The organism is Nocardia coffeae, assembly GCF_019890715.1.
Classification (GTDB): Bacteria; Actinomycetota; Actinomycetes; order Mycobacteriales; family Mycobacteriaceae; genus Nocardia; species Nocardia jiangxiensis.
This window is the reverse complement of record NZ_JAINZY010000005.1, coordinates 400,189-423,410: the sequence shown is the minus strand read 5'-3', so window position 1 is coordinate 423,410 and position 23,222 is coordinate 400,189. Positions and strand designations below refer to the sequence as shown.

The following is a 23,222-nucleotide window of genomic DNA, read 5'->3' as shown; positions in this document are numbered from 1 at the left end:
CGATAGCCGCGGGTTCGGCGGTGATGTTGACCATGACCGCGCCCGCCGACGCGAATCCCAACGCCATCAACCCCATTCCCGTATTGAACGGGACCAGTGGCCTGCCGCACCTGGTCGGTCGCAGCCGTGCGATATTCCAGGTGACCGGCATGATGAGCCCCAACAACACGCAGAACTACAACGTCCTCGGTACCGATCTGGGCATCATGTGGGACAACGGCAGAGGCCAAATGCTCACCGCATTCGGCGATTCGGCCGGACTCGGGCTGCCGAACCTGCTGGCCGGCAGCACCTGGGCCTGGCGCAGCAATATCCTGGTGCGCAGCCACACCCACAATCCCGCCAACGGCATCTTCTACGACAGCGTCGTGCGCGACGCACTGGGCCAGGCACGCGATCTGATTCCCAGCCCGAAGATCCCGTTCATCGAGATCAGCCGAATCCCGACCGCGGGCATCGAAGTCGGCGGGGTGCAATACATGAGCCTGATGTCGGTGCGCAGCTGGGATAAGGACGGCCAGTGGACGACCAACTATTCCGGGCTGGGCGCCTCGGCGGACAACGGTGAAACCTGGGCGGATCTGGGATTCACCCGACGCCCCAATTCCGGTGGGAACGCCAAATTCCAGATGAACGCGTTCGCCAAATCCGGCGGCTACGTCTACGAGTACGGCACCCAGTCCGGGCGCAACCACGCCGCGTATGTGGCCCGGGTGGCCGAACACGATATTCAGAATCTCGGCGCGTACGAATACTGGGACGGCGGGCGCTGGCGACGCGGTGACGCGAACGCCGCCGCACCCATCGCGGGCGGTGTGGGCGAGCTGTCGGTGATGTGGAACCAATACCTCGGGCAGTACCTGATGCTGACGACCGATCCGTTCAACTCCGTCGTCCTGCGTCGGGCCTCCTCCCCACAGGGCCCGTGGAGCGCACCGGAGGTCCTGATCGACGCCCGCGAACTACCCACCGCCTACGCCCCGTCGATCTTCCCGTACCAAACCGGCCGCGACCTGTACTTCCTCACCACGGTCCACAGCCAGTACAACGTTGTCCTGATGCACACCACGCTGTAACTTTGGCCTCCGCTTCGCTGCGGCGGGCCGGGGCCCTATTAACCCCGGTCCTTCCCTCCCTACGCTCCCCCGCTTCGCTCCTCCGCTCCGGTCAGTCCAGGACCGGGGCGGGCCCCGGTCAGGTGTGGGCGTTGTCCGGGCGGGCGGAACCAGGTGGCCTCTGGTTGGTTTCGCGTGGCTGCCAGGTGTCGCAGCGCGTTCGGTCGGCGGTGAGCAGGATTCGGGTGAGCCGAACGCTCTGTTGCGTGGGGGTTTCGGGCCCGGCTGTGGTCGGGCGAGGCGGAGGCCGGAAGATACAACCCATGGATGCGGCCGATTGGGATGCTCGGTACACGCAGAGCGAGCTGGTGTGGGGGGCGCCGCCGAACGCCACCGTGGTCGAGCACGTGTACGGGCTCGAGCGGCGGGTGGTGTTGCAGCCGGACGCGGCCGGAGAGCCGGTTCCGGAACTTCCCCGCGCGCTGGATCTGGCGTGCGGGGAGGGGCGCAACACGCTGTGGCTGGCCACGCACGGATGGCAGGTTCGGGCGGTGGACTTCTCGCAGGTCGGGATCGACAAGGGGCGGACGGTGGCGTCGCGGTTGTCGCGGTCGGTGCGCGCCCGGATCGACTGGCAGTGCGCCGACATCACCGACCTCGACGCGGCCGAGATCACCGGGCCGTTCGAGCTGGTGCTGAGCGTGTTCGTCCATCTGCCCGCCGAACAGCGCCGGGCGATGCTGACCCGCGCCGCCGAACTACTCACCCCCGGCGGCACGCTGCTCGTACTCGGCCACGACACCACCAACATCACCGACGGTTTCGGTGGACCGCAGGATCGGTCGATCCTGTTCACGCCGGACGACGTGGTGACCGATCTGGCCGCGGTCCCCGATGTCCGCATCCGGATCGCCGATCGCGTACTGCGCGAGACCGAGGGCCGCGATGCGATCGATGCGCTGGTCGTGGCCACGAAGATCGTCCCCGATCTGGCGGAGCAGGCCGCGGAGAGCTGAACACCGTTACGCTCGGTCCGGCGCGGACCACCTGCGCAACCACGGTTCGACCGCGCCGACGATCAGATCGAATCCGCTGCGGAACGAATGTGGTTGTCCCGGAACAACTGTCACCTCGGCCGCATCGGCCGGATCCGGAATGCCGAAGGGGTCGCGCGCCCCGTTGACGACCACGACGTCGAGTGTCTGCGAGGCGGCGAGCAGTTCGTCCCGCCGCGTCTTCTCCGGCTTGCCCGGCGGATGCAACGGAAATGACAGCGCCAGAACGCCTTTCGCTCCGACCTCGACGGCCGTCCGGCACACCACCCGCGCCCCGTTACTGCGCCCGCCCTGGATCAGCGGCGCCGACCGCACCTTCTTGCGCAGTGCCGCAACGACTTCCAGCCAGGCCACATCCTGCGTGGTCACCGATCCCGGGGCCCGCCGCCCCGCTACCCGATAGGGCTGCACCACCCGCGCGACCGCCCCGCCCAACTCCACCGCGCAGTCGCGCACCGCCAGCAGATCCTTCGCCTCGACCCCGCCCCCGGATCCGTGGGTCAGCAACAGCAGGAATTTCGGCGACCGCGGCTTGTCGAGCTCGACCTCCGCAGGTCCCGCACTCGTCTCGATCCGCACATTCGCCGCCTCTCTCCGCACCCTCGGTGCGCCGCCGGAGTCCGGCCCCGCGCCTGGTCGCCGTATGCCACGACAGTAATCCCACGTCGCCGTTCGGCCGGTCACCGAGCCGAAGTGGCCGCACCCGATCTCAGCAGCGGTTTGTTCATCGCATCACACTGCTCGGTCATCCCTTTGACGACGGATTACCGGCCGGTAATATACGCTGTAAGTTACCCGCGAGTAGTGGACCAATGAAGGCCGTTCGCCACTTGCGGAGACCGCGGGCGGGAACGGGCAGCGTCCGACCGCACCAAACTCGATGGAGAGTGAGTAGACAGATGGGTCACTACAAGAGCAACGTCCGCGACCTGGAGTTCAACCTCTTCGAGGTGCTCGGCCTCGGTTCGATCCTCGACAGCGGCGCGTACGGCGATCTGGACGCCGACACCGTCAAGGAGATGCTGCGCGAGGTACGCCGGCTGGCCGAGGGCCCGCTGGGTGAATCCTTCGCCGACGCCGACCGCAACCCGCCGGTCTTCGACCCCGAGACCCACACCGTGGCGATCCCCGAATCCTTCAAGAAGTCCTTCCGGGCGATGCAGGAGGGCGGCTGGGAGAAGCTCGGCCTGCCCGAGGAGCTCGGCGGCCTCGGTGTGCCGCGTTCGATCCACTGGGCGATCAGCGAGCTGATCCTCGGCGCGCAGCCCGCCGCGTACATGTACGCCGCCGGTCCCGGCTTCAACGCGATCTTCTGGAACAACGGCACCGAAGAGCAGAAGAAGTGGGCCAAGATCGCGGTCGACCGCGACTGGGGCGCCACCATGGTGCTGACCGAGCCCGACGCCGGTTCCGACGTCGGCGCGGGCCGCACCAAGGCGGTCCAGCAGGAGGACGGCACCTGGCACATCGAGGGCGTGAAGCGCTTCATCACCTCCGGCGATGCCGACGACCTGTTCGAGAACACCGTGCACCTGGTGCTGGCGCGTCCCGAGGGCGCGGGTGCGGGCACCAAGGGCCTGTCGCTGTTCTTCGTGCCCAAGTTCCACTTCGACCACGAGACCGGCGAGCTGGGCGAGCGCAACGGCGTCTTCGTCACCGGCGTCGAGCACAAGATGGGCCTGAAAGTCTCGGCCACCTGTGAGGTCACCTTCGGCGGCCACGGCGTCCCGGCCAAGGGCTGGCTCGTCGGCGAGGTGCACAACGGCATCGCGCAGATGTTCGACGTCATCGAGAACGCGCGAATGATGGTGGGCACCAAGGCCATCGCGACGCTGTCGACCGGTTACCTGAACGCGCTGGAGTACGCCAAGACCCGCGTGCAGGGCGCCGACCTGACCCAGATGACCGACAAGGCCGCACCGCGCGTCACCATCACCCACCACCCCGACGTGCGACGCGCGCTGATGATGCAGAAGGCGTACGCCGAGGGCCTGCGCGCGGTCTACCTCTACACCGCCGCGCACCAGAACGCCGATATCGCCGAGCTGGTCTCGGGCGCGGACGCGGATCTGGCCGCCCGGGTCAACGATCTGCTGCTGCCGATCGTCAAGGGTGTCGGTTCCGAGCGGGCCTACCAGTACCTGACCGATTCGCTGCAGACCTTCGGCGGTTCGGGCTTCCTGCAGGACTACCCGATCGAGCAGTACATCCGCGACGCCAAGATCGACTCGCTGTACGAGGGCACCACCGCGATCCAGGCACAGGACTTCTTCTTCCGCAAGATCGCCCGCGACCGCGGTGTGGCGCTGGCGCACGTGGCCGGCCAGATCAGCAAGTTCCTCGAGCGTGAGGGCGGCAACGGCCGGCTCAAGGCCGAGCGCAAGCTGCTCGCCACCGCCCTCGAGGACGTGCAGGGCATGGCCGCGACCCTGACCGGTCACCTGATGGGCGCGCAGGAGGACACCAAGGAGCTGTACAAGGTGGGCCTGGGCTCGGTGCGGTTCCTGATGGCCGTGGGCGACCTGCTCGTCGGCTGGCAGTTGCTGTCGCAGGCCGAGATCGCCATCAAGGCGCTGGACAACGGCTCGACCGAGGCGTTCTACCAGGGCAAGATCGCGACCGCCCAGTTCTTCGCCCGCAATGTGCTGCCGGAGCTGACCGCGACCCGCGTGGTCCTGTCCAACCTGGACAACGACATCATGGAACTGGACGAAGCAGCATTCTGACCTGCTGAGTCCGGATGACCAGCACGCCCCGCGATCGGATTCACCTCTGATCGCGGGGCGTTTGCTATGTTCCGGCACGATTGCGCCCCGAACGCTCCCCGAATACGCGTTGTGATGGCCCGCGCGCGAACCCGCCGTAGCGAAGCGGAGGCCGAAGACACAGCATCACGATCATGTAACGGTGGGGGGCGAAACGGACGATGTGATCGATGTTGCGTGTCGCAAGTCGCACATCCGCGCCGTGAACCCGGCACAATACCCACGGCGTCACTCATGGAAGGGAACAGAGTATGAAACGACTGTCCGCATTGGCCGGAGCGTGTGCGGCGGTCGCGATGATCGCGGTCGGGGCGACCCCGGCCGGAGCCGACCCCAACAACATCAATCCCTTCCCCGGCCTGAACGGCACGAATGGTCTGCCCAACCTACCCGGGCCGACCAAGGCGATATTCCAGCTGACGGGAATGGCCAGCCCGAACCACACCGATCAGCAGAACGTGCTGGGCACCGATCTGGGCATCATGTGGGACGACGGGCACGGGCACATGATGAGCGCCTACGGCGACACCGCCGGGTTCGGCGTGCCCAACCTGCTGGCCGGAAGCGTCTGGGCCTGGCGGTCCAACGTGCTGTACCGCAGCCCCGCCGGAGCCGACCCGTCGCACGGCATCCACTACAACAGCTTCGTCGACAACCCGCTGCCCAGCCCGAAGATCCCCGGCATCGAGATCAGCTTCATTCCCACCGCGGGCATCTCGGTCAACGGCGTGCAGTACATGCGGATGATGTCGGTGCACAACTGGGGCAACGACGGGAAGTGGGCCACCAACTTCTCCACCCTGGCGGTCTCCGGTGACGACGGGCAGACCTGGGCCCAGCTGCCCACGACGCGCCGCGCGGCGGACGGACCGTGGAACAACTTCCAGCAGAACGCCTTCCTGAAGGCGAACGGCTACGTGTACGAGTACGGCACCCCCGCCGGCCGCAACAATCCAGGCTTCATCGCCCGGGTGAAACAGGCCGATATCGCCAACAACGAGGCCTACGAGTTCTGGGACGGCAAGACCTGGAAGCCGAAGGACCCGGCCCAGGCCAAGCCGATCGTCGGCGGCGTCGGCGAACTGTCGGTGATGTGGAACGAGTACCTGCACCAGTACGTCATGCTGACCACCGACCCGTTCGATTCGGTCGTCATGCGGACCGCGCCGAACCCCGAGGGCCCGTGGGGCCCCGCAAAGGTGCTGGTAGACGTGCGCAGCCTGCCGACCGCCTACGCCCCGATGCTCTACCCGTACCAGACCGGCAGCGCCCTGTACTTCGCACTGGGCATCCACAACCAATACAACGTGGTCCTGATGCGCTCGCCGCTGTAATTTTGGGCTGTATTTTTGGCCTCCGCTTCGCTCCGGCGGGTTTTCGGCGCTTTAAGGCTTGTCGTTGCACGCTCGAGACTCGGCCTTCGGCCATGCGCTTCGAGCGTGCAACGACAAGCCCGCGCCGAAAACCTTGGAGTCGGCGTTACCTGGCCTGACAGTTCCGGCGTACAGAGACGCATCGCCCTGGTCACGTCGGTTTTTCCTCGCTTCGCTTCGGTCGGTCTTCAGCCGGTGAGGTTCGTCGTTCGGGCGAACACAGTCGACGCGACGGGCGGGGCGAAAAGCGGAAGCACCCCCGGCGAAGCGTCTCTGTTCGGCTGGAAGTCGCCCGCGAAGCGAAAGGCTCAGAAAGGCCAACCCCGAGGTTTTCGGCGCGGGCTCGTCGTTCAGCCCTCGAAGCGCATGGCCGAAGGCCGAGTCTCGAGGGCTGAACGACGAGCCTTACAGCGCCGAAAACCCGCCGGAGCGAAGCGGAGGCCAAAAATACAGCAGCGAAGCGGAGGCCAAAAATAAGAGCCCCGTGCGGTTGCCGGGTCGGGGGTCTGGCAACTGCACGGAGCCGATCTGTGTATCGGAGCCCACGCGGGAGTGTTACACCACCGCGCGGTGCGGGCCTGAGATTTTTTCGTACCTGACAGAGTGGACAATCGAGAAGGCTGCGGCGTGGGCGTGACGGGTTCGCCGAGTGCGCCGCCATGGTGAGAGAGCTCGGACCCGCCGGAGCTCCGGACGACTCGAGGAGAAGGTATGCAGCTGGGAATGATCGGTCTCGGCCGGATGGGCGCCAATATCGTGCGCCGGATCGTCAAGGACGGGCACACCGCGGTCGGCTATGCCCGTCGAGAGAGCCAGATCAAGGAATTCGTCGACGAGCTGGGGGACAAGTTCACCGGCGCCACGGATTACAAGTCTTTCGTCGAGCAGCTCGAGGCGCCGCGCATCGTGTGGGTGATGATCCCGGCGGGGGCGACGGGTGCGGTGATCGATGAGGTCGCCGAGCTGCTCGATCCGGGCGACATCATCATCGATGGCGGGAACAGCCGTTACCACGAGGACATCGAGCGGTCGAAGGCGCTGGCGCCCAAGGGCATCCACTACATGGACATCGGCACTTCGGGTGGTGTGTGGGGTCTGGAGCGCGGCTACTGCCTGATGGTGGGCGGCGAGGCCGAGCAGGTCGCGCACATCGAACCGCTGCTGCGTTCGATCGCCCCCGGTGTGGATGCCGCTCCGCGTACCCCGGGTCGCACCGGTGAGCCTTCGCGCGCCGAGCAGGGTTATCTGCACTGCGGTCCGGCAGGTGCGGGTCATTTCGTGAAGATGGTGCACAACGGTATCGAGTACGGCGCCATGGCCGCGTACGCCGAGGGGATGAACATCCTGCACAAGGCGAATATCGGCGCGCAGTCCGACGCGACGCATTCGGCGGAGGAGACTCCGCTGGACAACCCGGAGTACTACCAGTACGACATCGACGTCCCGGAGGTCACCGAGTTGTGGCGGCGCGGGTCGGTGGTCGCTTCCTGGCTGCTGGATCTGACCGCGCAGCAGTTGCTGCTGGATCCCGAACTGTCCTCGTTCGGCGGCCGGGTGTCGGACTCGGGTGAGGGTCGCTGGACGATTTCCGCGGCGATCGATGAGGGCGTTCCCGCACCGGTGCTGTCCGCGGCGTTGTTCGCCCGTTTCTCCTCGCGCGGCGAGTCGCTGTACGCGGACAAGGTGCTCTCGGCGATGCGCAAGGGTTTCGGCGGGCACAACGAGCTTCCGGCGAAGTAGACCACCGCGAAACTCACTGCCCCGCATCATCGTTCGATGCGGGGCGGTGTCGTTTCCGGGTACGTCGGACACGGACGACGGCTTATTCGCGACATTCGTCCTGCCCGCTGTGTCCAGCGGAGATCGGACCGGCTAGCGTCGGACTACATGCGCAACGTCCGCGGGATCGTGCTTGCTGTCATGGCTGTCGGTTTGACCGCGTGTTCGAGCGGTTCGCCGACTTCGGCGCCGTCGAGTTCCACGACCGCTGCCCCCGGTACCAAACCGGCCCCCACGACCACCACCAGGTCTCAGGCGGACTGCGATGCCGATTATCTGGCGCAGTTCACCACGCGGCAGAAGCTCGCACAGCTGCTGACCGTCGGGGTGACCGGGACGGCGGACGCGGAGAACGTGGTGCGCACGAGTCAGGTCGGCGGGATCTTCATCGGCAGCTGGACCGATCAGGCGATGCTGGCCGATCATCAGATGGATCAGGTCAAGAGTGCGGCGAAGGTGCCGCTGATGGTGACCATCGATGAGGAGGGCGGCCGGGTCTCCCGGCTGAAGAACCTGATCGGCGCGATCCCCCCGGCCCGGACCATCGCTCAGACGATGTCCGCGGACGAGTTCTATTCGCAGAGCCTGACGCGCGGTAAGGCGATGAAGGATCTGGGCATCACCGTCGATTTGGCGCCGGACGCCGACGTCAGCGACGAGGCGGCCGATTCGGTCATCGGGGACCGGTCGTTCTCGAGCGATCCGAATGTGGTGACCTCCTTCGCGGGTGCGTTCATCCGGGCCATGCACGATGCGGGGCTCGGCGCGGTCATGAAGCATTTCCCGGGCCACGGCCACGGTTCGGGCGATTCGCATACCGGCGCGGTGCACACTCCGCCGCTGGCCCAGTTGCAGAACAACGATCTGGTTCCGTTCCGCAATCTGATCGGTTCGGGTGCAGCGGTCATGGTCGGCCACCTGGACGTTCCCGGGCTGACCACGCCGAACGTCCCGGCCAGTATCAGCCCGCAGGCGATGGCTCTGCTGCGGAACGGCAGCGGTTACGACGCGAAACCCTTCGACGGTCCGATCTTCACCGACGACCTGGGCGGGATGGCCGCGATCACCAACCGGATGAATATCGAGGACGCGGTGGCCGCGGCGCTCGAGGCCGGGGCCGACAACGCGCTGTGGACGTCCAGTTCGGCGGTTCCTCAGGTGCTCGACAAGCTCGAGCAGGAGGTGAGCTCGGGTCGTCTGCCGCTGGCTCAGGTGAATGCGTCGGTGCTGCGGATGGTCAAGTTCAAGGGCATCACCCCGCACTGCTGATCGCACTGGCCCGAATGCGACAGCGTTCCTGTCGCCGAGGCTCTGAGCTGCACACTCCTGGCCGTTCGCGGGCGACTTCCCGGCAATGCGCGGTTCGCATAACTTACCTAGGAGTAAGATAGGACTTTCATCATGGCCTAGGAGTGTGAATGGCAGGCGGTACGAAGCGGCTCCCACGGGCGGTTCGTGAACAGCAGATGCTGGACGCCGCCGTCGAGGTGTTCTCCCGCAAGGGTTATCACGACACATCAATGGATGCCATCGCCGCCGAAGCCAAGATATCCAAGCCGATGCTCTATCTGTACTACGGGTCCAAGGACGAGTTGTTCCGGGCCTGCATCGCCCGGGAGAGCATGCGTTTCATCGAGGCGGTCGCGGTCGCGGGCAATCCTCAGCTCACCCCGCACGAACAGCTGCGCGCGGGCCTCGAGGCGTTCCTGTCGTACGTCGACAACAACCGCCTGTCCTGGCAGGTCCTCTACCGTCAGGCATTGGGCCAGCAACCCTTCGCCTCGGAGATCGCCAACAGCCGCGAGCGCATCATCGAGCTGACCGCCAAACTGCTCGAATCCAGCGCCAAATATGCCGAGCCCGGAACGAATTTCGACATCGTCTCGGTAGCGGTGATCGGCGCGGGCGAGGCCATCGCGGACCGAATCGCCAGCGGGGAAGTGGAAGTCGCCGAGGCCGTCAATCTCCTCGACGACCTGGCCTGGCGCGGTCTGGCGGGTAGGAAGAAGGCCGAGTAGAGCACGCCCCGGCAGCACGAAGCCGGGCACCCCCGGCGAGATATCGCGGGTCAGTGGTTGCGCGCTTCCTGCGGCGTCAATCCGAACTGCGCCTTGAAAGCGGCGCCGAAGGCACTGAGCGAGCGGAACCCGCTGGCATAGGCGATCTGGGCGACCGTGCGGTCGGCGGAGCTTTCCCGGAGCAGGCGACGGGCGTGGCCCAACCGCTCGGCGCGGATCAATCGGCTCGGTGTCGTACCGGTGTTCTGCAAGGCCAGTTGGACCTGTCGCATGGACCAACCGAGGTGGTGCGCGATCGCTGCCGGGGTGAGTTCGGGGTCGGTGGCGTGTCGGCGGATGTAGTCACGGACCGCAGCGTCGACCGCCCCCAGCGTGGTGGGCAGCTCTCTACCCGAGCGCAGGCACAGTTTGAGCAGTTCGATCGCCATATCGGACGTCGTGGCGAAGCCGAGGCCGTCGACGGCCGCGCGCTGCTTGCTGAGCTCGCTGATCATGCCGAAGGCGACCGATCCCACACCCTGTCTCAAATCGATCACCGCGGGTCCGGCGCCGATATCGAGCGGAAGCGACCCGGCGGGGATGTTCATGACCCACCCTTGTGCGCTGTGCGCCTGCGCGAAGTCGAACGGGCGTGCCTTCGTGACCACCGCACCCTGTCCGGGCGACACCTGAACGGTGGTGTCGTCCTGCCGGAACTGCATCGCGCCGCCGGTCGGCACGACGACTCGCAGGCTCTCGTCGTCGTCCCGGCGAACATCCGTGCGTGTTCGCGCGTAGGTGATGCCGTCGGACCGAAAGCCGATCAGCTGGTATCCCGCGTAGTGCTGAGCCGCCGTGACGCCGTGGAAGGTCGCGGCATCGGCGAAACGGAACTGCAGGGTCCCCTGGTTTCGGCAGATGTGCTCGGCCCAGAAATCGGCGGACTCGCGGACCGAGACCGCGGAGGTGTCGACCTCCTGCACGAGATACGGCTCGGAATCTCTCATGGGGCAACTCTCCAGCGGCTTGCGCGTGTGCGTGCATTCCATGCGCGCACACGGTCGAACGGGCACAGACGCACTCATAACCTGGAGTCGAATTATGGCCGATCACACCGAGGAAAGACATCATGTCCTGCCGCAACCCTGACGATCAGGCCGATGAGAGTGCCAGCTGCGGGTCCTGCGATGCACAAGGGTGTGCGTTGTGCAACGGCGCTCGGTCGGGCCGCACGCACACCGACCGGACAGCCCGCCTGTTGTGCACCTCGCGTCGAGCTCACATCCGAAAGTTCTCGCCGTAGCCGGCCACACATTTCCAGGAGATATCGACGATGACGAATGTCCAGAGCGTGCGTGGTCCGGTGCCGGCCGAGCAGCTCGGCAACACGCTCATGCACGAGCACGTGTTCGTGCTGGGTGAGGAAATGCGGCGGAACTTCCCGGACTTTCCCGACCGCTGGGACGACGACGTGCGGATCGCGGACGCGGTGGAGAAGTTGCGCCAGTGCGCGTCGCGGGGAATCGCCACGATCGTCGACCCGACCGTGATCGGCCTGGGCCGCTACATCCCGCGCATCCAGCGGATCAACGAGCAGGTCGACATCAACATCATCGTCGCGACCGGCATATACACCTACAACGAAGTTCCGTTCCAGTTCCACTACACCGGCCCGGGACTGTTGTTCGACACCCCTGAGCCCATGGTCGAACTGTTCGTCAAGGACATCCGCGAAGGGATCGCCGATACCGGGGTCAAGGCGGCGTTCCTCAAGTGCGCGATCGAGGAACCGGGCCTGACCCCGGGGGTGGAACGCGTGATGCGCGCCGTCGGGCAGGCCCACGTCGAGACCGGTGCGCCGATCACCGTGCACACCAACCCGCACACAGGGTCCGGGCTCGTCGCGCAGAAGGTCCTCGCCGAGGAGGGGGTGGACCTGACCAAGGTCGTCATCGGTCACTCCGGGGACAGCACCGACCTGAACTACCTGTGCGAAATCGCCGATGCCGGTTCGTATCTCGGCATGGACCGGTTCGGCCTCGACGTGTTGCTGCCGTTCGAGCACCGGGTCGGCACGGTCGTCGAACTCGTCCGCCGCGGCTACGCGGACCGGATGGTGCTGGCGCACGATGCGGCCTGCTTCATCGACTGGCTCTCCGCGGAGGGCAAGGCAGCGGCGCTGCCGAACTGGATCTACACCCATATCAGCGACGACGTGCTGCCTGCCCTGCGCGAGCGCGGAGTCACCGACGAGCAGATCTCCACGATGCTGGCGGACAATCCGCGTCGCTACTTCTCGGCGTGATTCCCCGGGCTCCCGGGGCACGGCAGGACCGAGGTCGAGATGAGGACCGAATGATCCATCCGCCCACCTACGCCCACGGTGATCGAATCGCCCTGTACAGCCCCGAATTCGCCGCTCTGCCACACGAGTGTTACCGCGATATGCGCAAGCGCTTCGGGTCGCTGGTACCGGTCGAATTGTCGCCGGGAGTCCCCGCAACCCTGGTGATCGACTACCGCACGGCCGTGCAGGTCCTGCACGATCCCGCGCATTTTCCGGTCGATCCGCGGGTGTGGGAGAAGGACGTCCCCGACGAGTGCCCGGTGAAGCCGATGCTCGCCTGGCGGCCGAACGCGATACGCAATTCCGGGCAGGAACACCGGCGCTATCGGGAGGCCAATGTCGCGGCACTCTCGGCGGTCGACCTGCACGGTCTGCACGCGGTGGTGGAGCGGATCGCGGTGCCGCTGATCGCGCAGTTCTGCGAGACCGGCTCGGCCGACCTGATCGCGGATTACGCACGGCCACTGGCCTTTCAGGTCGTCAACGCGATGCTCGGGTGCTCACCCGATATCGGCCGGCGGGTCGCCACCGGCGTCATCACACTCTTCGAGGGCTCCGATGCCGCGGCCGGGAACGCGATGCTCGTCGGAGCGCTGAGCGAACTGGTCGCGGGCAAGCGCGCCGAGCCCGGTGACGATGTGACGACCCGGTTGGTCCAGCATCCGGCCGGGTTCGACGATCAGGAGCTCATCGAACAGCTCGTCACGCTCTACGCTGCGGGTGTCGAGCCGGTGCACAACCTGATCGTCAACACGCTGCTGTTGATCCTGACCAACGACCGCTTCGCGGGAAACCTGCTGGGCGGCAGCCTGTCCACCCGTGACGCGCTGGACGAGGTGCTGTTCCTGGACCCGCCGATCGCGAATTTCTGTATGACCTATCCGCGCCAGCCGGTGCTGCTCGACGAGGTGTGGCTGCCCGCCCATCAGCCCGTGATCATCAGCATCGCGGCGTGCAACAACGACCCGGCCATCAGCGGCGGCGACTACACCGGCAACCGATCGCACCTGGCCTGGGGCGCGGGCCCGCACGCCTGCCCCGCACGCCAATCCGGCTACCTGATCGCCCAGGACGGTGTGGACCAACTGCTCGATGCCCTGCCCGAGATCGAACTGTCCGTCGATCCCGGCGAATTGGCTTGGCGCCCAGGGCCTTTCCACCGCGCCCTGGCCACCCTGCCGGTCACCTTCGATCCGGCCCGGCCGTTCGCGAGCTGGCAGCCCGGCTGACGCCCCGGGCGCCCGGCGATCGAGAGCGATGCGCGGACCAGGCACGGCGGTATGCGACCGGGTCGCGGTACGCTGATTTCGGTCCGAGCCCCATTCCGCCATGAGGTGTGCGCATTGCCCGATCTGCTCGACAACGCCGATAAGACGAGGTTCGCAGTCACGATCGCACCGCCGGAAACATACGTTTGGCGAGAGGCATTCCGCGAAGTAGCCGAGACGGTGAACATCGCCCTGCAGCGGCTCGGGCACAGCAGTGTGCTGACCGATGCGGTGGACCTCCCCGGCCGCAGGCATATCCTGTTCGGCAGCAATACGTTGTCGTGGTGGGGAATCGAAATCCCGGACGATACGATCCTGTACAACCTGGAGGCCGTCACACCGGAATCGGATTGGCACTCCGAGGAATTGCTCGAATTGTTCCGCCGTTATCACGTGTGGGACTACAACCGCCACAACGTCGCGGCCCTTCGAGCAGCCGGTGTGCCGCGCGTCCAGTATGTGCCGATCGGCGGTGTGCCGGAACTGGACCGAATCCGACCGGCCGTGACACAGGATATCGACGTCCTGTTCGTCGGCACGTACAGCGCCAAGCGCGCCGCACCGATCGAGCAGCTCCAGCAGGCCGGCTACAACGCACAACTCCGCGAGGGCGTCTGGGGCGCGCAGCGCGACGACCTGTACGCACGGGCGAAAATAGTCCTGAACCTGCACGGCCCCACGATCTTCGAAGTCGTCCGCGTGTCCTACCTACTGGCCAACGGGATATTCGTCATATCGGAAAAGTGCCATTACGCCGACGAGGAGGAAGAATTCGCCGACGGCGTCGTATTCGTCGAATACGACCGCATCGCCGAAACCTGCATCCGCTACCTTTCCGACCACCGAGCGCGAGCAGCCAGAATCACCGCGGGTCGCGAAATCATGCGCAAACGATCGGCCAGGAGATACATCGGCGCCGCACTGGCCGAACCCGCATTCACCGGCTGACACTACCCGGCCCGGAAATGCAAGAGCCGCACGCCTTTCCGGTGATCATCGAATCCCCCATGCGATCCGATGAGTGCTCGCGGAAAGAGCGTGCGGCTCCGACTGCCCGGCGGTACCGGATCAGTGCAGGGTGCCCGTGAGGTAGGGGTATCCCTTCTTCGGGTGCTTCAGGGACAGGTCCCAGCCCTCGGCGGTGTGGTCCGCGTACGCGTTGATCGTGGACGGGAGCAGGATCGGTTTGCCGAAGCGGACCGAATAGGTTGCCGCGGCGGGGATTCGGCCCTCGACGAGGCCGAGAATGGCTGCGGCGGACCACATTCCGTGCGCGATGGAACGGGGGAAACCGAAGGCCTTGGCGCTCAGGGAGGACATGTGGATCGGGTTGCGGTCGCCCGAGGCCGCGGCGTAGCGGTGGATGATGGACTGGTCCACCGCCAGGGTGCGCAGCGGAGGCGGGGGAACCTCTTCGGGCTTGGGTTCGGGGCGGGGGCCACCGGACAGCGAGGTCTTCTGCTGGTGCAGGAACGACGAGGTCTGCCGCCACACCAGTTCCCGGCCGACGTTGATCTCCGTGATCGCGTCGACCACAAGACCTTTCGCGTGTTCGCGCAGGTTCTCCACATGGGTGTGGATGTCCAGCGGCTCACTGGCCGAGATCTCCCGGCGCCGCTCGATCACGTTCTCCATGTGCACCGAACCGACCGCGGTGAACGGGAAATCCCGCGCGGTCAGCAACTGCATGACGGTCGGGAAGGCCAGCACGAACGGATAGGTCACCGGTAGCGAGTCGCCGAACCGCAACCCGGCCGCATGGCAGTACGCGGCCAGATTGTCGATATCGACGCGCACACCGTTCAATTCCACCGCGCGGTCCGGAATCTGCGACTTGCGCGCCGAAACCAGTGGCAGCGGAACGGCTCCCAACGCGGCCTTGAGATACAGGCTGCCGGTCTTGGGCGGCTCGTTCAGTTTGATGGTCTGAGTCATCACGCGCTCCGCTCAGGCACCGATCAGGCCCTGGCCGCAGACGCGAACGACGTTGCCGTTCACCGCGTTCGAGGCCGGGCTGGCGAAATAGGCGATGGTCTCCGCGACGTCGACGGTCTGCCCGCCCTGCGAGAGCGAGCTGAGCAGCCGGCCCGCCTCACGGGTGCCCAGCGGGATCGCGGCGGTCATCGCGGTCTCGATGAAACCGGGCGCGACGGCGTTGATGGTGACGCCCTTCTCCGCCAGCTTCGGCGCCTCGGCGTCGACCATGCCGATCACACCGGCCTTGGACGCGCCGTAGTTGGTCTGGCCGCGGTTGCCCGCGATACCGGCGATGGAGGACACGTCGACCACGCGACCGCCCTGCTTCAGCACGCCCTTGGCGACCAGCGCCTCGGTGATGCGGTGCGGCGCAGCGAGATTCACGTTGAGCACGGCGTTCCACCGGGCGTCGTCCATATTGGCGAGCAGCTTGTCGCGGGTGATGCCGGCGTTGTGCACGATGATGTCGACGCCACCGAAACGCTGGGTGGCGAATTCGGCGATCTTGTCCGCGGCGTCGGCGGCGGTGACGTCCACCGCGAGCGCGGTGCCGCCGACCTTGTTCGCGGTCTGGGACAGCGCGTCACCGGCGGCGGGGATGTCCGCGGCGATCACGGTCGCGCCGTCGCGGGCGAACACCTCGGCGATGGTCGCGCCGATACCGCGCGCCGCACCGGTGACCACGGCGACCTTCCCGGCCAGCGGCTTGTCCCAGTCGGCCGGGGCGGTCGAATCGTCCTTGCCGACCCGGAACACCTGACCGTCGACGAAGGCCGACTTACCGGACAGGATGAAACGCAGCGTGGACTCGAGGCCGGTCGCGCCCGCGGCCGCCTCGGGGTGCAGGTAGACCAGGTTCGCGGTGGCGCCGCGCAGCAGCTCCTTGCCGACGCTACGGGTGAAACCCTCCAGCGCGCGCTGCGCTATCTGCTCCTCGACACTCGAGGTGAGCTCCGGAGTGGTGCCCACGACCAGGATGCGGCCGCTGGGCGCGATCGAGCGCATGGCCGGCTGATAGAACGCATACAGCTGCGCCAGATCCTCGATCGAACCGAGGCCGGTGGCGTCGAAGACCAGTGCGCCGAATTTCACGCCCTGGGCAGGTTCGTCGGCGAAGGTGTAGTCCGACAACAGGTTTCGCACCGCATCGGCCACCCGCCCCTTACCGCCGAGCAGGACCGGACCCGACAGCGCGGGCTCGCCCTTCCGGTAGCGGCGCAGTTTCTCCGGCTTGGGCAGCCCCAGCTTGCTGGCCAGGAACGAGCCGGGGGCCGAGTTGACGAACGATCCGTAGAGGTTGGGAGCGCCCTTGCTTTTGCTGGCTGCCACTGTTCCTACCTTTTCCTTGTGTCGTAGGTGACTCATCGTCGTGCCGGCCCGGTTGCCCGGACGTGTCGCATCCATCACGGGGTACGTATCGACAATGAACTTACTCCAGAGTAAGTTTAATGTAAACCGATAGCGAAGGGGCACCGGACTGCGCCGCTACTTCGGCAGTCCGGGAGCGCCGGAATCCCCGACGACCCACACCCGACGAGACCCGCGTATACCCACCCCGCCGGCTCCGCAAGCTCCGCCGGCTCACCGTCCCCCAAGGAGACTCGAGTGACAACCAAAGCCCGTTCGGCGAAGCCCACCTCGGCCAAGCAGGCACGCCCCGTCGCCGTCCTCGGCGGCAATCGGATCCCGTTCGCCCGCTCCGACGGCAAGTACGCGCACGCCTCCAACCAGGACATGTTCACCGCCGCACTCAACGGCCTGGTCAGCCGGTTCGGCCTGCAGGGCGAGCGGCTCGGATTCGTGGTCGGCGGCGCGGTGCTCAAGCGTGTCGGCGAGCACGGCATGATCCGCGAGAGCGTGCTGGGCAGCGAGCTGTCGCCCTACACGCCCGCGCACGATCTGCAGCTGGCCTGCGGCACCGGGTTGCAGTCGATCGTCACCGTCGGCGACGGAATCGCGTTGGGCCGCATCGACGTCGGCGTCGGCGGCGGCACCGACACCACCTCCGACGCACCCATCGGGGTCAGCGAATCGATGCGCGAGTGGATGCTCGACGCCAACCGCGCCAAGAAGAACTCCGACTACGTCAAGCTGGTCGGCCGGTTGCGGCCGAGCATGGTCGGCATCGAGATCCCGCGCAACGCCGAACCGCGCACGGGGCTGTCGATGGGCGAGCACGCCGCGATCACCGCGAAGGAATTCGGCATCTCCCGCGAGGCGCAGGACGAGCTGGCCTACCTCTCGCACCGCAACATGGCCGCCGCCTACGACCGCGGCTTCTTCGACGACCTGGTCACCCCGTTCCTCGGGCTGACCCGCGACGACAACCTGCGCCCGGGTTCGACGATCGAGAAGTTGTCCACGCTCGAGCCGGTGTTCGGCGTCAAGCTGGGCGACGCGACGATGACCGCGGGCAACTCCACCCCGCTCACCGACGGCGCGTCCGCGGTGCTGCTGTCCAGTGACGAGTGGGCGGCCGAACGCAACCTCGAGCCGCTGGCCCACCTGGTCGACAGCGAGGTCGCCGCGGTGGACTACATCCACGGTCCCGACGGCCTGCTGATGGCCCCCACCTACGCGGTGCCGCGGCTGCTGGCCCGCAACGGACTCACCTTGCAGGACTTCGACTACTACGAGATCCACGAGGCGTTCGCCTCGGTGGTGCTCGCGACGCTGCAGTCGTGGGAGTCCGACCAGTACTGCAAGGAGCGCCTGGGCCTGGACGGCGCGCTGGGGTCGATCGATCGGGCCAAGCTGAACGTCAACGGATCCTCGCTCGCCGCGGGCCACCCGTTCGCCGCGACCGGCGGCCGGATCATCGCGCAGGCCGCGAAGCAGTTGGCGGAGAAGGGATCCGGGCGCACCCTGATCTCCATCTGCGCCGCCGGGGGGCAGGGCGTGGTCGCGATCCTGGAGCGCTGAGCCGGATCGATACACTCTCGAAGAGTGAGTGACATCTCGACGGGCGAGCAGGTGCCGACCACCCGGTTGGCCCTGCTCCGCCCGGTCCCGGCCGACGCCGAGGCCATCCTGCGGATCTGCGGCGTCACCGAGCCATGGGTGACGATTGTTCCAAATCTTGCTGCGGCACAACGTCTCTACACCGAATGGGACGAGCACTGGCGGCAGCACGGCTACGGCTACTGGGCGGTGCGCGCGCACGCGGACGACACCGTCCTGGGGTTCTGCGGAATCCGCTCGATGACGATGCCCGCGGGCCCCGCGCTCAACCTCTTCTACCGGCTGGATCCCGCGACCCGAGGCCGGGGCTTCGCCGCCGAGGCGGCCGCCGCAGTGGTCGCCCACGCCCGCACGCATCTGCCGGAGCTACCGGTGATCGCCCGCATCCAGCCGACCAATGCCGCCTCGCACCGCGTCGCCGAACGCGCCGGACTGTCCCGCGCCGAATACCTGGACACCGACAGCTGGCACCACTACGTGACACCGGCCGGCTGGGGTCGCATGTAACGAGCCGCGCCCCTCGACCGCGGCATCACCCCGACGCGACCTGGCGTCGTGCGATATCGAAGGTGCGGCGGGCGAGGTCTGAGATGCGGACGTTGTCGTAACCGGAGACCGCCGTGTGCAGCCGGTCGGCCAGGGGATCGGTCCAGTGCGACGGGATCGCGTTGGCGCCCAGCAGGATTCCCGCGACCGAGCCCGCGGTCGCGGCGGTGGAGTCGGTATCCCAGCCCGCCTGCACGGTGAGGCCGACGGTCCGGGTGAAATCGCCTTCGCCCCAGAGCAATCCGACCGCGACGAGGCAGGCGTTGCCGATCGCGTGCACCCAGTTGTAGTGCCCGTGCCGGGCGTGCACGGTGGCGACGGCCTGGTCGTAGCCGATGCCGCGTTCATGATCGGCGACCACCTGCGCGAGTGCGACGGCGAGCCGGGAATGTTCCGGAATCGTCTGTTGCGCAACGTTGATCGCTTCCAGGGCGCTGCCCGCGGTGAAGGCCGCGGCGGTCAGGGCGGCCACCCAGATCGCCGCCCAGGCGCCGTTGCCGGTGTGCGAGACCGAGGCATCGCGCGCGGCGAGTTCGGCGGCGCGGGCCGGATCACCCGGACAGACGTAACCGTAGACGTCGGCGCGGACCATCGCGCCGATCCACTCGCGGTACGGATTGCGATAGGTCGCGGTGGCGGGCGGTTCCAGGCCGTCGATCAGATTGCGGTAGGCCACCCGATCGGCGGTGTAGGTCTGCAGGAACGGCATTCGCGCCAGCCATTCGGCGGCCACGTCGGCGGCGGTGAACTCGGTGCCCTGCTGTTCGAGCATGTGCAGGCTCAGCACCGGATAGTCCAGGTCGTCGTCGCGCGGGCAACCCTCGATCCGGCCGCGCACCGACTCCGGCCAGCCCGGCGCGAGGCGATAACCCTCCGGCATCGGACTGAGCACCGGAATGTAGTCGGCCAGCGGATAGGCCCCGGCCAGCTCGAGATAGCCGCGAATATGTTGCGGCGACCAGGCGAAACCGTTCTTCAGCGGTTTACCCAGCGTGCAGCCGACGCAGCGACCCAGCCAGCCGCCGTGCACGCGGTCGTACAGGTGGGTCGGATGCACCGGCGAACGCGGCGGCGCGACGGGCAGGGCTGCGCTGCCCGCCTCGTCGTACGGCCAGCCCGGATCGTGCGGCGCGGCCTCGATGCGCTCGAGCATCAGCCAGCACGCCGCGGCATTGGGCAGCCGGGTATGCGTGAGCTCGCGCACCTCCTCGGCGAAAACATCTACCGCATAACCGGATTCGCGGCGTTGCAGCCATTCGAAGTACAGCAGTGCGCGCGGGTCACCCTCGGGATGGCCGAAGAAGGCGGACTCGATCGGCTCCACACTGTCCACAGAAGTGATGTCCACAGAAGTATTCACAGGATGGCGATGACCGCCTCGACGACCTCGGACAGCAGCGGTAGTGATTCCTCACGCTGCGGGGGACGAGCCCACCAGCGCCCCTCGTGGGTGCGCCTGCCGAATCCGGTGGGCAGGATGACATTGCTTCGAGCAGGACCGATATCCACGCCGTGACGCTCCAATTGGACGGTGCATTCGAGATTCGGATACCCATCGAACACCGCGAGGAATGTGCGGCGCGCCGGTCGTTCCCGGACCAGCACCGGACCGGGCACTCCGCGAACGGTCAGTTCGTCGAGTATCGAGGACCCCAGTTGCTCGGGCGTGTTCACCGCCGCGATCTGGTCGACCAGTGGAAGCACCACGAATCCCGGTGCGGTCACATGCACTCGCGGCAGTCCGAACTGCGACCTGTACGCCTCGGCCCAATCTTGTGGAGTTGCAAGCTGTTCCGATCGCACATTCGACCTCGGCTCCGATGGTCCACCCTCCGGCGACGGGATCGGCCGCCGGGTATCCAGTGAAACTCCAAACCGGTGGGCTCGGCGCAAGTTTCGGTGAACCGTGAGCGAATTATGCAGAACGAAAGCACATGTCGTCGACATACCGACCGTTCGCGTTGTCAGTGGGATCGAGCTCCTCGCCGGACGGGACCCTACCGCGACCGACGGCGACCGGCCACCGATGCGCGGACCGCAGCCACCGACCCGGCGCGCATTCGCGCTGGCAAGAGGGCCTGACATCCCTGTTCCGGACCACTCGGACGGGTATTCTCACGACATAGTCGAGGCGCCGGAACCCAGGAGGTCCCCCATGCCCTGCGATCTGATGCTCATCGCCTACGACGGCTCGGAGAATGCCAAGCGAGCCGTCGAATACGCCGGGCGATTCCTGGCCGCACCCAAAGCCGTCGTGCTCACCGCCTGGGAGCCGATGGTCCGCCAGGCCGCGCGACTGTCCGGAATGTCCGGCGTGGTCCAGCCCGAATGGGTCTCCGACGAGGAGATCGAGGACATCGCCTACGTCGACGCGCGACAGATCAACGCCGAAGGGGTGCGGCTGGCCAAATTGGCCGGGCTCAACGCCGAACCGCGCACCGCCGAATGCACCTCGACGATCTGGAACGCCATCGTCGACGTCGCCGACGACCTGAACGTGGACATCATCGTCGCCGGCACCCGCGGCGCGACGGGTATCCGGGCGCTGCTGCACTCGAGCGTCGCCGAGGCCGTGCTCAAGCACTGCCACCGGCCGATCCTGCTGGTCCCGCCGGGGCGACATGCCGAATGCCCCTGATCGCGCGCTCGCCGAGTCGGGTTGCCGCGCATCACAGTGAGAGGTGCGTCCCCACCCGGGGTCCGCGCACTGTCCGGCCGACTATCGTCGAGGCACTATGGACGGATTTCTGCTCGCTCAGCCCGGCGGTGTCGTACGGACCGCGGGGGTCCGGTGCGCATTCGACGACGCGGAATCCGCCGCGGCCGAGCTTGCGGGCGGGACGGCCGAGCTGATCGTCGGGGCGCTGCCGTTCGATCCGCGTAACCCCGCGGCGCTGTGCGTGCCCGAGCGGGCGCAGCACACCGCGGGGCCGTGGCGTCCGGCGGCGGTGCCACCGCTGCCCGAGGTTCGGTTGATCACCGAAATTCCCAGTGCCGCAGAGCATATCGCGCGGGTGGCGAAGCTCGTGGAACAGCTCTCGGATCGTTCGCAACCGCTGCGCAAGGTGGTCGCGGCGCGTTCGGTGCTGGTGCAGGCGGACCAGCCGCTCGATCCGGAGGTGGTGGCCGCGCAGCTGCTGAGCAGACATCCCCGGGCCAACGTCTTCGCCGTCGATCTGAGTCCCGCCGGACGGCCGGGGGCCACGCTGGTCGGGGCCACGCCGGAGGTTCTGGTCGCCCGGCACGGCGAGACGGTGACGTTGCGCCCGCTGGCCGGGACGATCGCGCGTCATCCCGATCCCGACCTGGACGCCGAGCGCTCGCGAGAGCTGCTGGCCAGCGCGAAGAACCGTGCCGAGCACGCGTTCGTCATCGACTGGATCCGTGAGCAACTCGCCCCGCTGTGCGAACTCACCGTCCCGGACGGCCCCGAACTGACCAACACCCACGAGGTGTGGCATCTGGCCACGCCGATCAGCGGCCGGGTCCGCGACCCGCACACCACCGCCTTCGACCTGGCCCGCGCCCTGCACCCCACCCCCGCGGTCTGCGGCACCCCCACCGACCTGGCCCTGGACACCATCACCGCGACCGAGCAGGACCGCGGCTTCTACGGCGGCGCAGTCGGCTGGTGCGATGCCCGCGGCGACGGCGAATGGGTGGTCGCGATCCGCTGCGCCGAACTCTCCCCCGACGGCCGCACCGTGCGCGCCTTCGGCGGCGGCGGCATAGTCGCGGCCTCGGACCCCCGCGCCGAACTGGACGAGACGACCGCCAAACTCAGAACCTTCCTGGGCAGCCTCAACTGCCCTGTGTAATTCGCCGCGCTCGATTGCCCCGCGACCTACGCGCTCTCATAACGCGCCCAGCGGCGAAGCGTCTCTGTTCGGCTGGAAGTCGCCCGCGAAGCGAAAGGCTCAACAAGGCCAACAACAAAGGTTTTCGGCGCGGGCTCGTCGCTGCGCCCTCGAAGCGCATGGCCGAAGGCCGAGTCTCGAGGGCGCAGCGACGAGCCTTACAGCGCCGAAAACCCACCGCAGCGAAGCGGAGGCCAAAAATACAGAGCTACTCCCGCCGGAGCTTGCGGAGGCCGCCAGCC

General features: G+C 67.0%; 20 protein-coding genes. 14 read left to right on the top strand and 6 right to left on the bottom strand.

All coding sequences use genetic code 11. The features are described 5' to 3' along the window. Positions 1–23: 23 nt before the first annotated feature. Together K7711_RS21545 and K7711_RS21540 are read left to right on the top strand one after the other, a co-directional pair. Entirely contained in the window at positions 24–1,076 is a 1,053-nt protein-coding gene (locus K7711_RS21545; RefSeq protein WP_222971327.1) for a glycoside hydrolase family 183 protein, read from the top strand. 302 nt (positions 1,077–1,378) lie between these two features. Continuing rightward, on the top strand, positions 1,379–2,071 hold the full coding sequence (locus K7711_RS21540; RefSeq protein ID WP_222971203.1) for a class I SAM-dependent methyltransferase: 693 nt from the start codon (positions 1,379–1,381) through the stop codon (positions 2,069–2,071). Between the two features lie 6 nt (positions 2,072–2,077). On the opposite strand, the gene K7711_RS21535 is transcribed toward K7711_RS21540, so the two are convergent. Further along, complete coding sequence (locus K7711_RS21535; protein ID WP_222971202.1) at positions 2,078–2,689, bottom strand: alpha/beta hydrolase family protein; 612 nt, start codon at positions 2,687–2,689, stop codon at positions 2,078–2,080. A gap of 320 nt (positions 2,690–3,009) precedes the next feature. Between K7711_RS21535 and K7711_RS21530 the strand changes: the two genes are divergently transcribed. From K7711_RS21530 to K7711_RS21510, 5 genes are all read left to right on the top strand, one after another. After that, positions 3,010–4,836: an acyl-CoA dehydrogenase gene (locus tag K7711_RS21530; RefSeq protein WP_222971201.1), complete on the top strand. Its 1,827-nt coding sequence runs from the start codon at positions 3,010–3,012 to the stop codon at positions 4,834–4,836. A 290-nt stretch (positions 4,837–5,126) separates the two neighbouring features. Next, a complete protein-coding gene (locus tag K7711_RS21525; protein ID WP_222971200.1) occupies positions 5,127–6,209 on the top strand; it encodes a glycoside hydrolase family 183 protein in 1,083 nt (360 codons plus the stop codon). A gap of 750 nt (positions 6,210–6,959) precedes the next feature. Continuing rightward, on the top strand, positions 6,960–7,988 hold the full coding sequence (gene gnd, locus K7711_RS21520) for a phosphogluconate dehydrogenase (NAD(+)-dependent, decarboxylating) (protein WP_222971199.1): 1,029 nt from the start codon (positions 6,960–6,962) through the stop codon (positions 7,986–7,988). Between the two features lie 147 nt (positions 7,989–8,135). Continuing rightward, positions 8,136–9,296 (top strand): glycoside hydrolase family 3 N-terminal domain-containing protein, encoded by a 1,161-nt coding sequence (locus tag K7711_RS21515; RefSeq protein ID WP_222971198.1) that lies wholly within the window; start codon positions 8,136–8,138, stop codon positions 9,294–9,296. 149 nt (positions 9,297–9,445) lie between these two features. Then, positions 9,446–10,045, top strand: coding sequence for a TetR/AcrR family transcriptional regulator (locus K7711_RS21510; RefSeq protein ID WP_040829089.1), 600 nt, complete (start codon positions 9,446–9,448; stop codon positions 10,043–10,045). A gap of 50 nt (positions 10,046–10,095) precedes the next feature. Here the strand turns inward: K7711_RS21510 and K7711_RS21505 are convergent, their stop codons facing one another. Continuing rightward, positions 10,096–11,031 carry an AraC family transcriptional regulator gene (locus tag K7711_RS21505; protein WP_222971197.1) on the bottom strand — a complete coding sequence of 312 codons (936 nt, stop codon included), beginning with the start codon at positions 11,029–11,031 and terminating at the stop codon, positions 10,096–10,098. A 326-nt stretch (positions 11,032–11,357) separates the two neighbouring features. Here K7711_RS21505 and K7711_RS21500 point away from each other — a divergent pair, with 326 nt between their 5' ends. From K7711_RS21500 to K7711_RS21490, 3 genes are all read left to right on the top strand, one after another. Beyond that, positions 11,358–12,329: a phosphotriesterase family protein gene (locus tag K7711_RS21500; RefSeq protein ID WP_222971196.1), complete on the top strand. Its 972-nt coding sequence runs from the start codon at positions 11,358–11,360 to the stop codon at positions 12,327–12,329. A gap of 50 nt (positions 12,330–12,379) precedes the next feature. Further along, positions 12,380–13,600 (top strand): cytochrome P450, encoded by a 1,221-nt coding sequence (locus K7711_RS21495; RefSeq protein WP_222971195.1) that lies wholly within the window; start codon positions 12,380–12,382, stop codon positions 13,598–13,600. Positions 13,601–13,714: 114 nt separating this feature from the next. Next, positions 13,715–14,587, top strand: a complete 873-nt coding sequence (locus K7711_RS21490) for a glycosyltransferase family protein (RefSeq protein WP_222971194.1) — start codon at positions 13,715–13,717, stop codon at positions 14,585–14,587. 120 nt (positions 14,588–14,707) lie between these two features. Here the strand turns inward: K7711_RS21490 and K7711_RS21485 are convergent, their stop codons facing one another. Both K7711_RS21485 and K7711_RS21480 read right to left on the bottom strand, forming a co-directional pair. Next, positions 14,708–15,574, bottom strand: a complete 867-nt coding sequence (locus tag K7711_RS21485) for a MaoC family dehydratase (RefSeq protein ID WP_222971193.1) — start codon at positions 15,572–15,574, stop codon at positions 14,708–14,710. Positions 15,575–15,586: 12 nt separating this feature from the next. Further along, positions 15,587–16,981 (bottom strand): 3-oxoacyl-ACP reductase, encoded by a 1,395-nt coding sequence (locus tag K7711_RS21480; protein ID WP_222971326.1) that lies wholly within the window; start codon positions 16,979–16,981, stop codon positions 15,587–15,589. A 240-nt stretch (positions 16,982–17,221) separates the two neighbouring features. Between K7711_RS21480 and K7711_RS21475 the strand changes: the two genes are divergently transcribed. Further along, a complete protein-coding gene (locus K7711_RS21475; RefSeq protein WP_222971192.1) occupies positions 17,222–18,538 on the top strand; it encodes an acetyl-CoA C-acetyltransferase in 1,317 nt (438 codons plus the stop codon). 24 nt (positions 18,539–18,562) lie between these two features. Beyond that, the gene (locus tag K7711_RS21470) at positions 18,563–19,084 is read left to right on the top strand and encodes a GNAT family N-acetyltransferase (RefSeq protein WP_222971191.1); all 522 of its coding nucleotides are present in this window, start codon (positions 18,563–18,565) and stop codon (positions 19,082–19,084) included. Between the two features lie 25 nt (positions 19,085–19,109). On the opposite strand, the gene K7711_RS21465 is transcribed toward K7711_RS21470, so the two are convergent. Further along, positions 19,110–20,471, bottom strand: a complete 1,362-nt coding sequence (locus K7711_RS21465) for an ADP-ribosylglycohydrolase family protein (RefSeq protein ID WP_222971190.1) — start codon at positions 20,469–20,471, stop codon at positions 19,110–19,112. 8 nt (positions 20,472–20,479) lie between these two features. Then, positions 20,480–20,848 carry a hypothetical protein gene (locus tag K7711_RS21460; protein WP_222971189.1) on the bottom strand — a complete coding sequence of 123 codons (369 nt, stop codon included), beginning with the start codon at positions 20,846–20,848 and terminating at the stop codon, positions 20,480–20,482. A gap of 430 nt (positions 20,849–21,278) precedes the next feature. Between K7711_RS21460 and K7711_RS21455 the strand changes: the two genes are divergently transcribed. Further along, positions 21,279–21,761: a universal stress protein gene (locus K7711_RS21455; protein ID WP_040829099.1), complete on the top strand. Its 483-nt coding sequence runs from the start codon at positions 21,279–21,281 to the stop codon at positions 21,759–21,761. Between the two features lie 97 nt (positions 21,762–21,858). Beyond that, positions 21,859–22,941: an isochorismate synthase gene (locus tag K7711_RS21450; protein WP_222971188.1), complete on the top strand. Its 1,083-nt coding sequence runs from the start codon at positions 21,859–21,861 to the stop codon at positions 22,939–22,941. The last annotated feature ends 281 nt before the right edge of the window (positions 22,942–23,222 follow it).

What these genes read in the sequence shown, in the direction of transcription:
- K7711_RS21545 (WP_222971327.1), top strand. Translation starts at nt 24, where the DNA reads ATGTTGACCATGACCGCGCCCGCCGACGCGAATCCCAACGCCATCAAC.
- K7711_RS21540 (WP_222971203.1), top strand. Translation starts at nt 1,379, where the DNA reads ATGGATGCGGCCGATTGGGATGCTCGGTACACGCAGAGCGAGCTGGTG.
- K7711_RS21530 (WP_222971201.1), top strand. Translation starts at nt 3,010, where the DNA reads ATGGGTCACTACAAGAGCAACGTCCGCGACCTGGAGTTCAACCTCTTC.
- K7711_RS21525 (WP_222971200.1), top strand. Translation starts at nt 5,127, where the DNA reads ATGAAACGACTGTCCGCATTGGCCGGAGCGTGTGCGGCGGTCGCGATG.
- gnd (WP_222971199.1), top strand. Translation starts at nt 6,960, where the DNA reads ATGCAGCTGGGAATGATCGGTCTCGGCCGGATGGGCGCCAATATCGTG.
- K7711_RS21515 (WP_222971198.1), top strand. Translation starts at nt 8,136, where the DNA reads ATGCGCAACGTCCGCGGGATCGTGCTTGCTGTCATGGCTGTCGGTTTG.
- K7711_RS21510 (WP_040829089.1), top strand. Translation starts at nt 9,446, where the DNA reads ATGGCAGGCGGTACGAAGCGGCTCCCACGGGCGGTTCGTGAACAGCAG.
- K7711_RS21505 (WP_222971197.1), bottom strand. Translation starts at nt 11,031, where the DNA reads ATGAGAGATTCCGAGCCGTATCTCGTGCAGGAGGTCGACACCTCCGCG.
- K7711_RS21500 (WP_222971196.1), top strand. Translation starts at nt 11,358, where the DNA reads ATGACGAATGTCCAGAGCGTGCGTGGTCCGGTGCCGGCCGAGCAGCTC.
- K7711_RS21495 (WP_222971195.1), top strand. Translation starts at nt 12,380, where the DNA reads ATGATCCATCCGCCCACCTACGCCCACGGTGATCGAATCGCCCTGTAC.
- K7711_RS21485 (WP_222971193.1), bottom strand. Translation starts at nt 15,574, where the DNA reads ATGACTCAGACCATCAAACTGAACGAGCCGCCCAAGACCGGCAGCCTG.
- K7711_RS21480 (WP_222971326.1), bottom strand. Translation starts at nt 16,981, where the DNA reads ATGAGTCACCTACGACACAAGGAAAAGGTAGGAACAGTGGCAGCCAGC.
- K7711_RS21455 (WP_040829099.1), top strand. Translation starts at nt 21,279, where the DNA reads ATGCCCTGCGATCTGATGCTCATCGCCTACGACGGCTCGGAGAATGCC.
- K7711_RS21450 (WP_222971188.1), top strand. Translation starts at nt 21,859, where the DNA reads ATGGACGGATTTCTGCTCGCTCAGCCCGGCGGTGTCGTACGGACCGCG.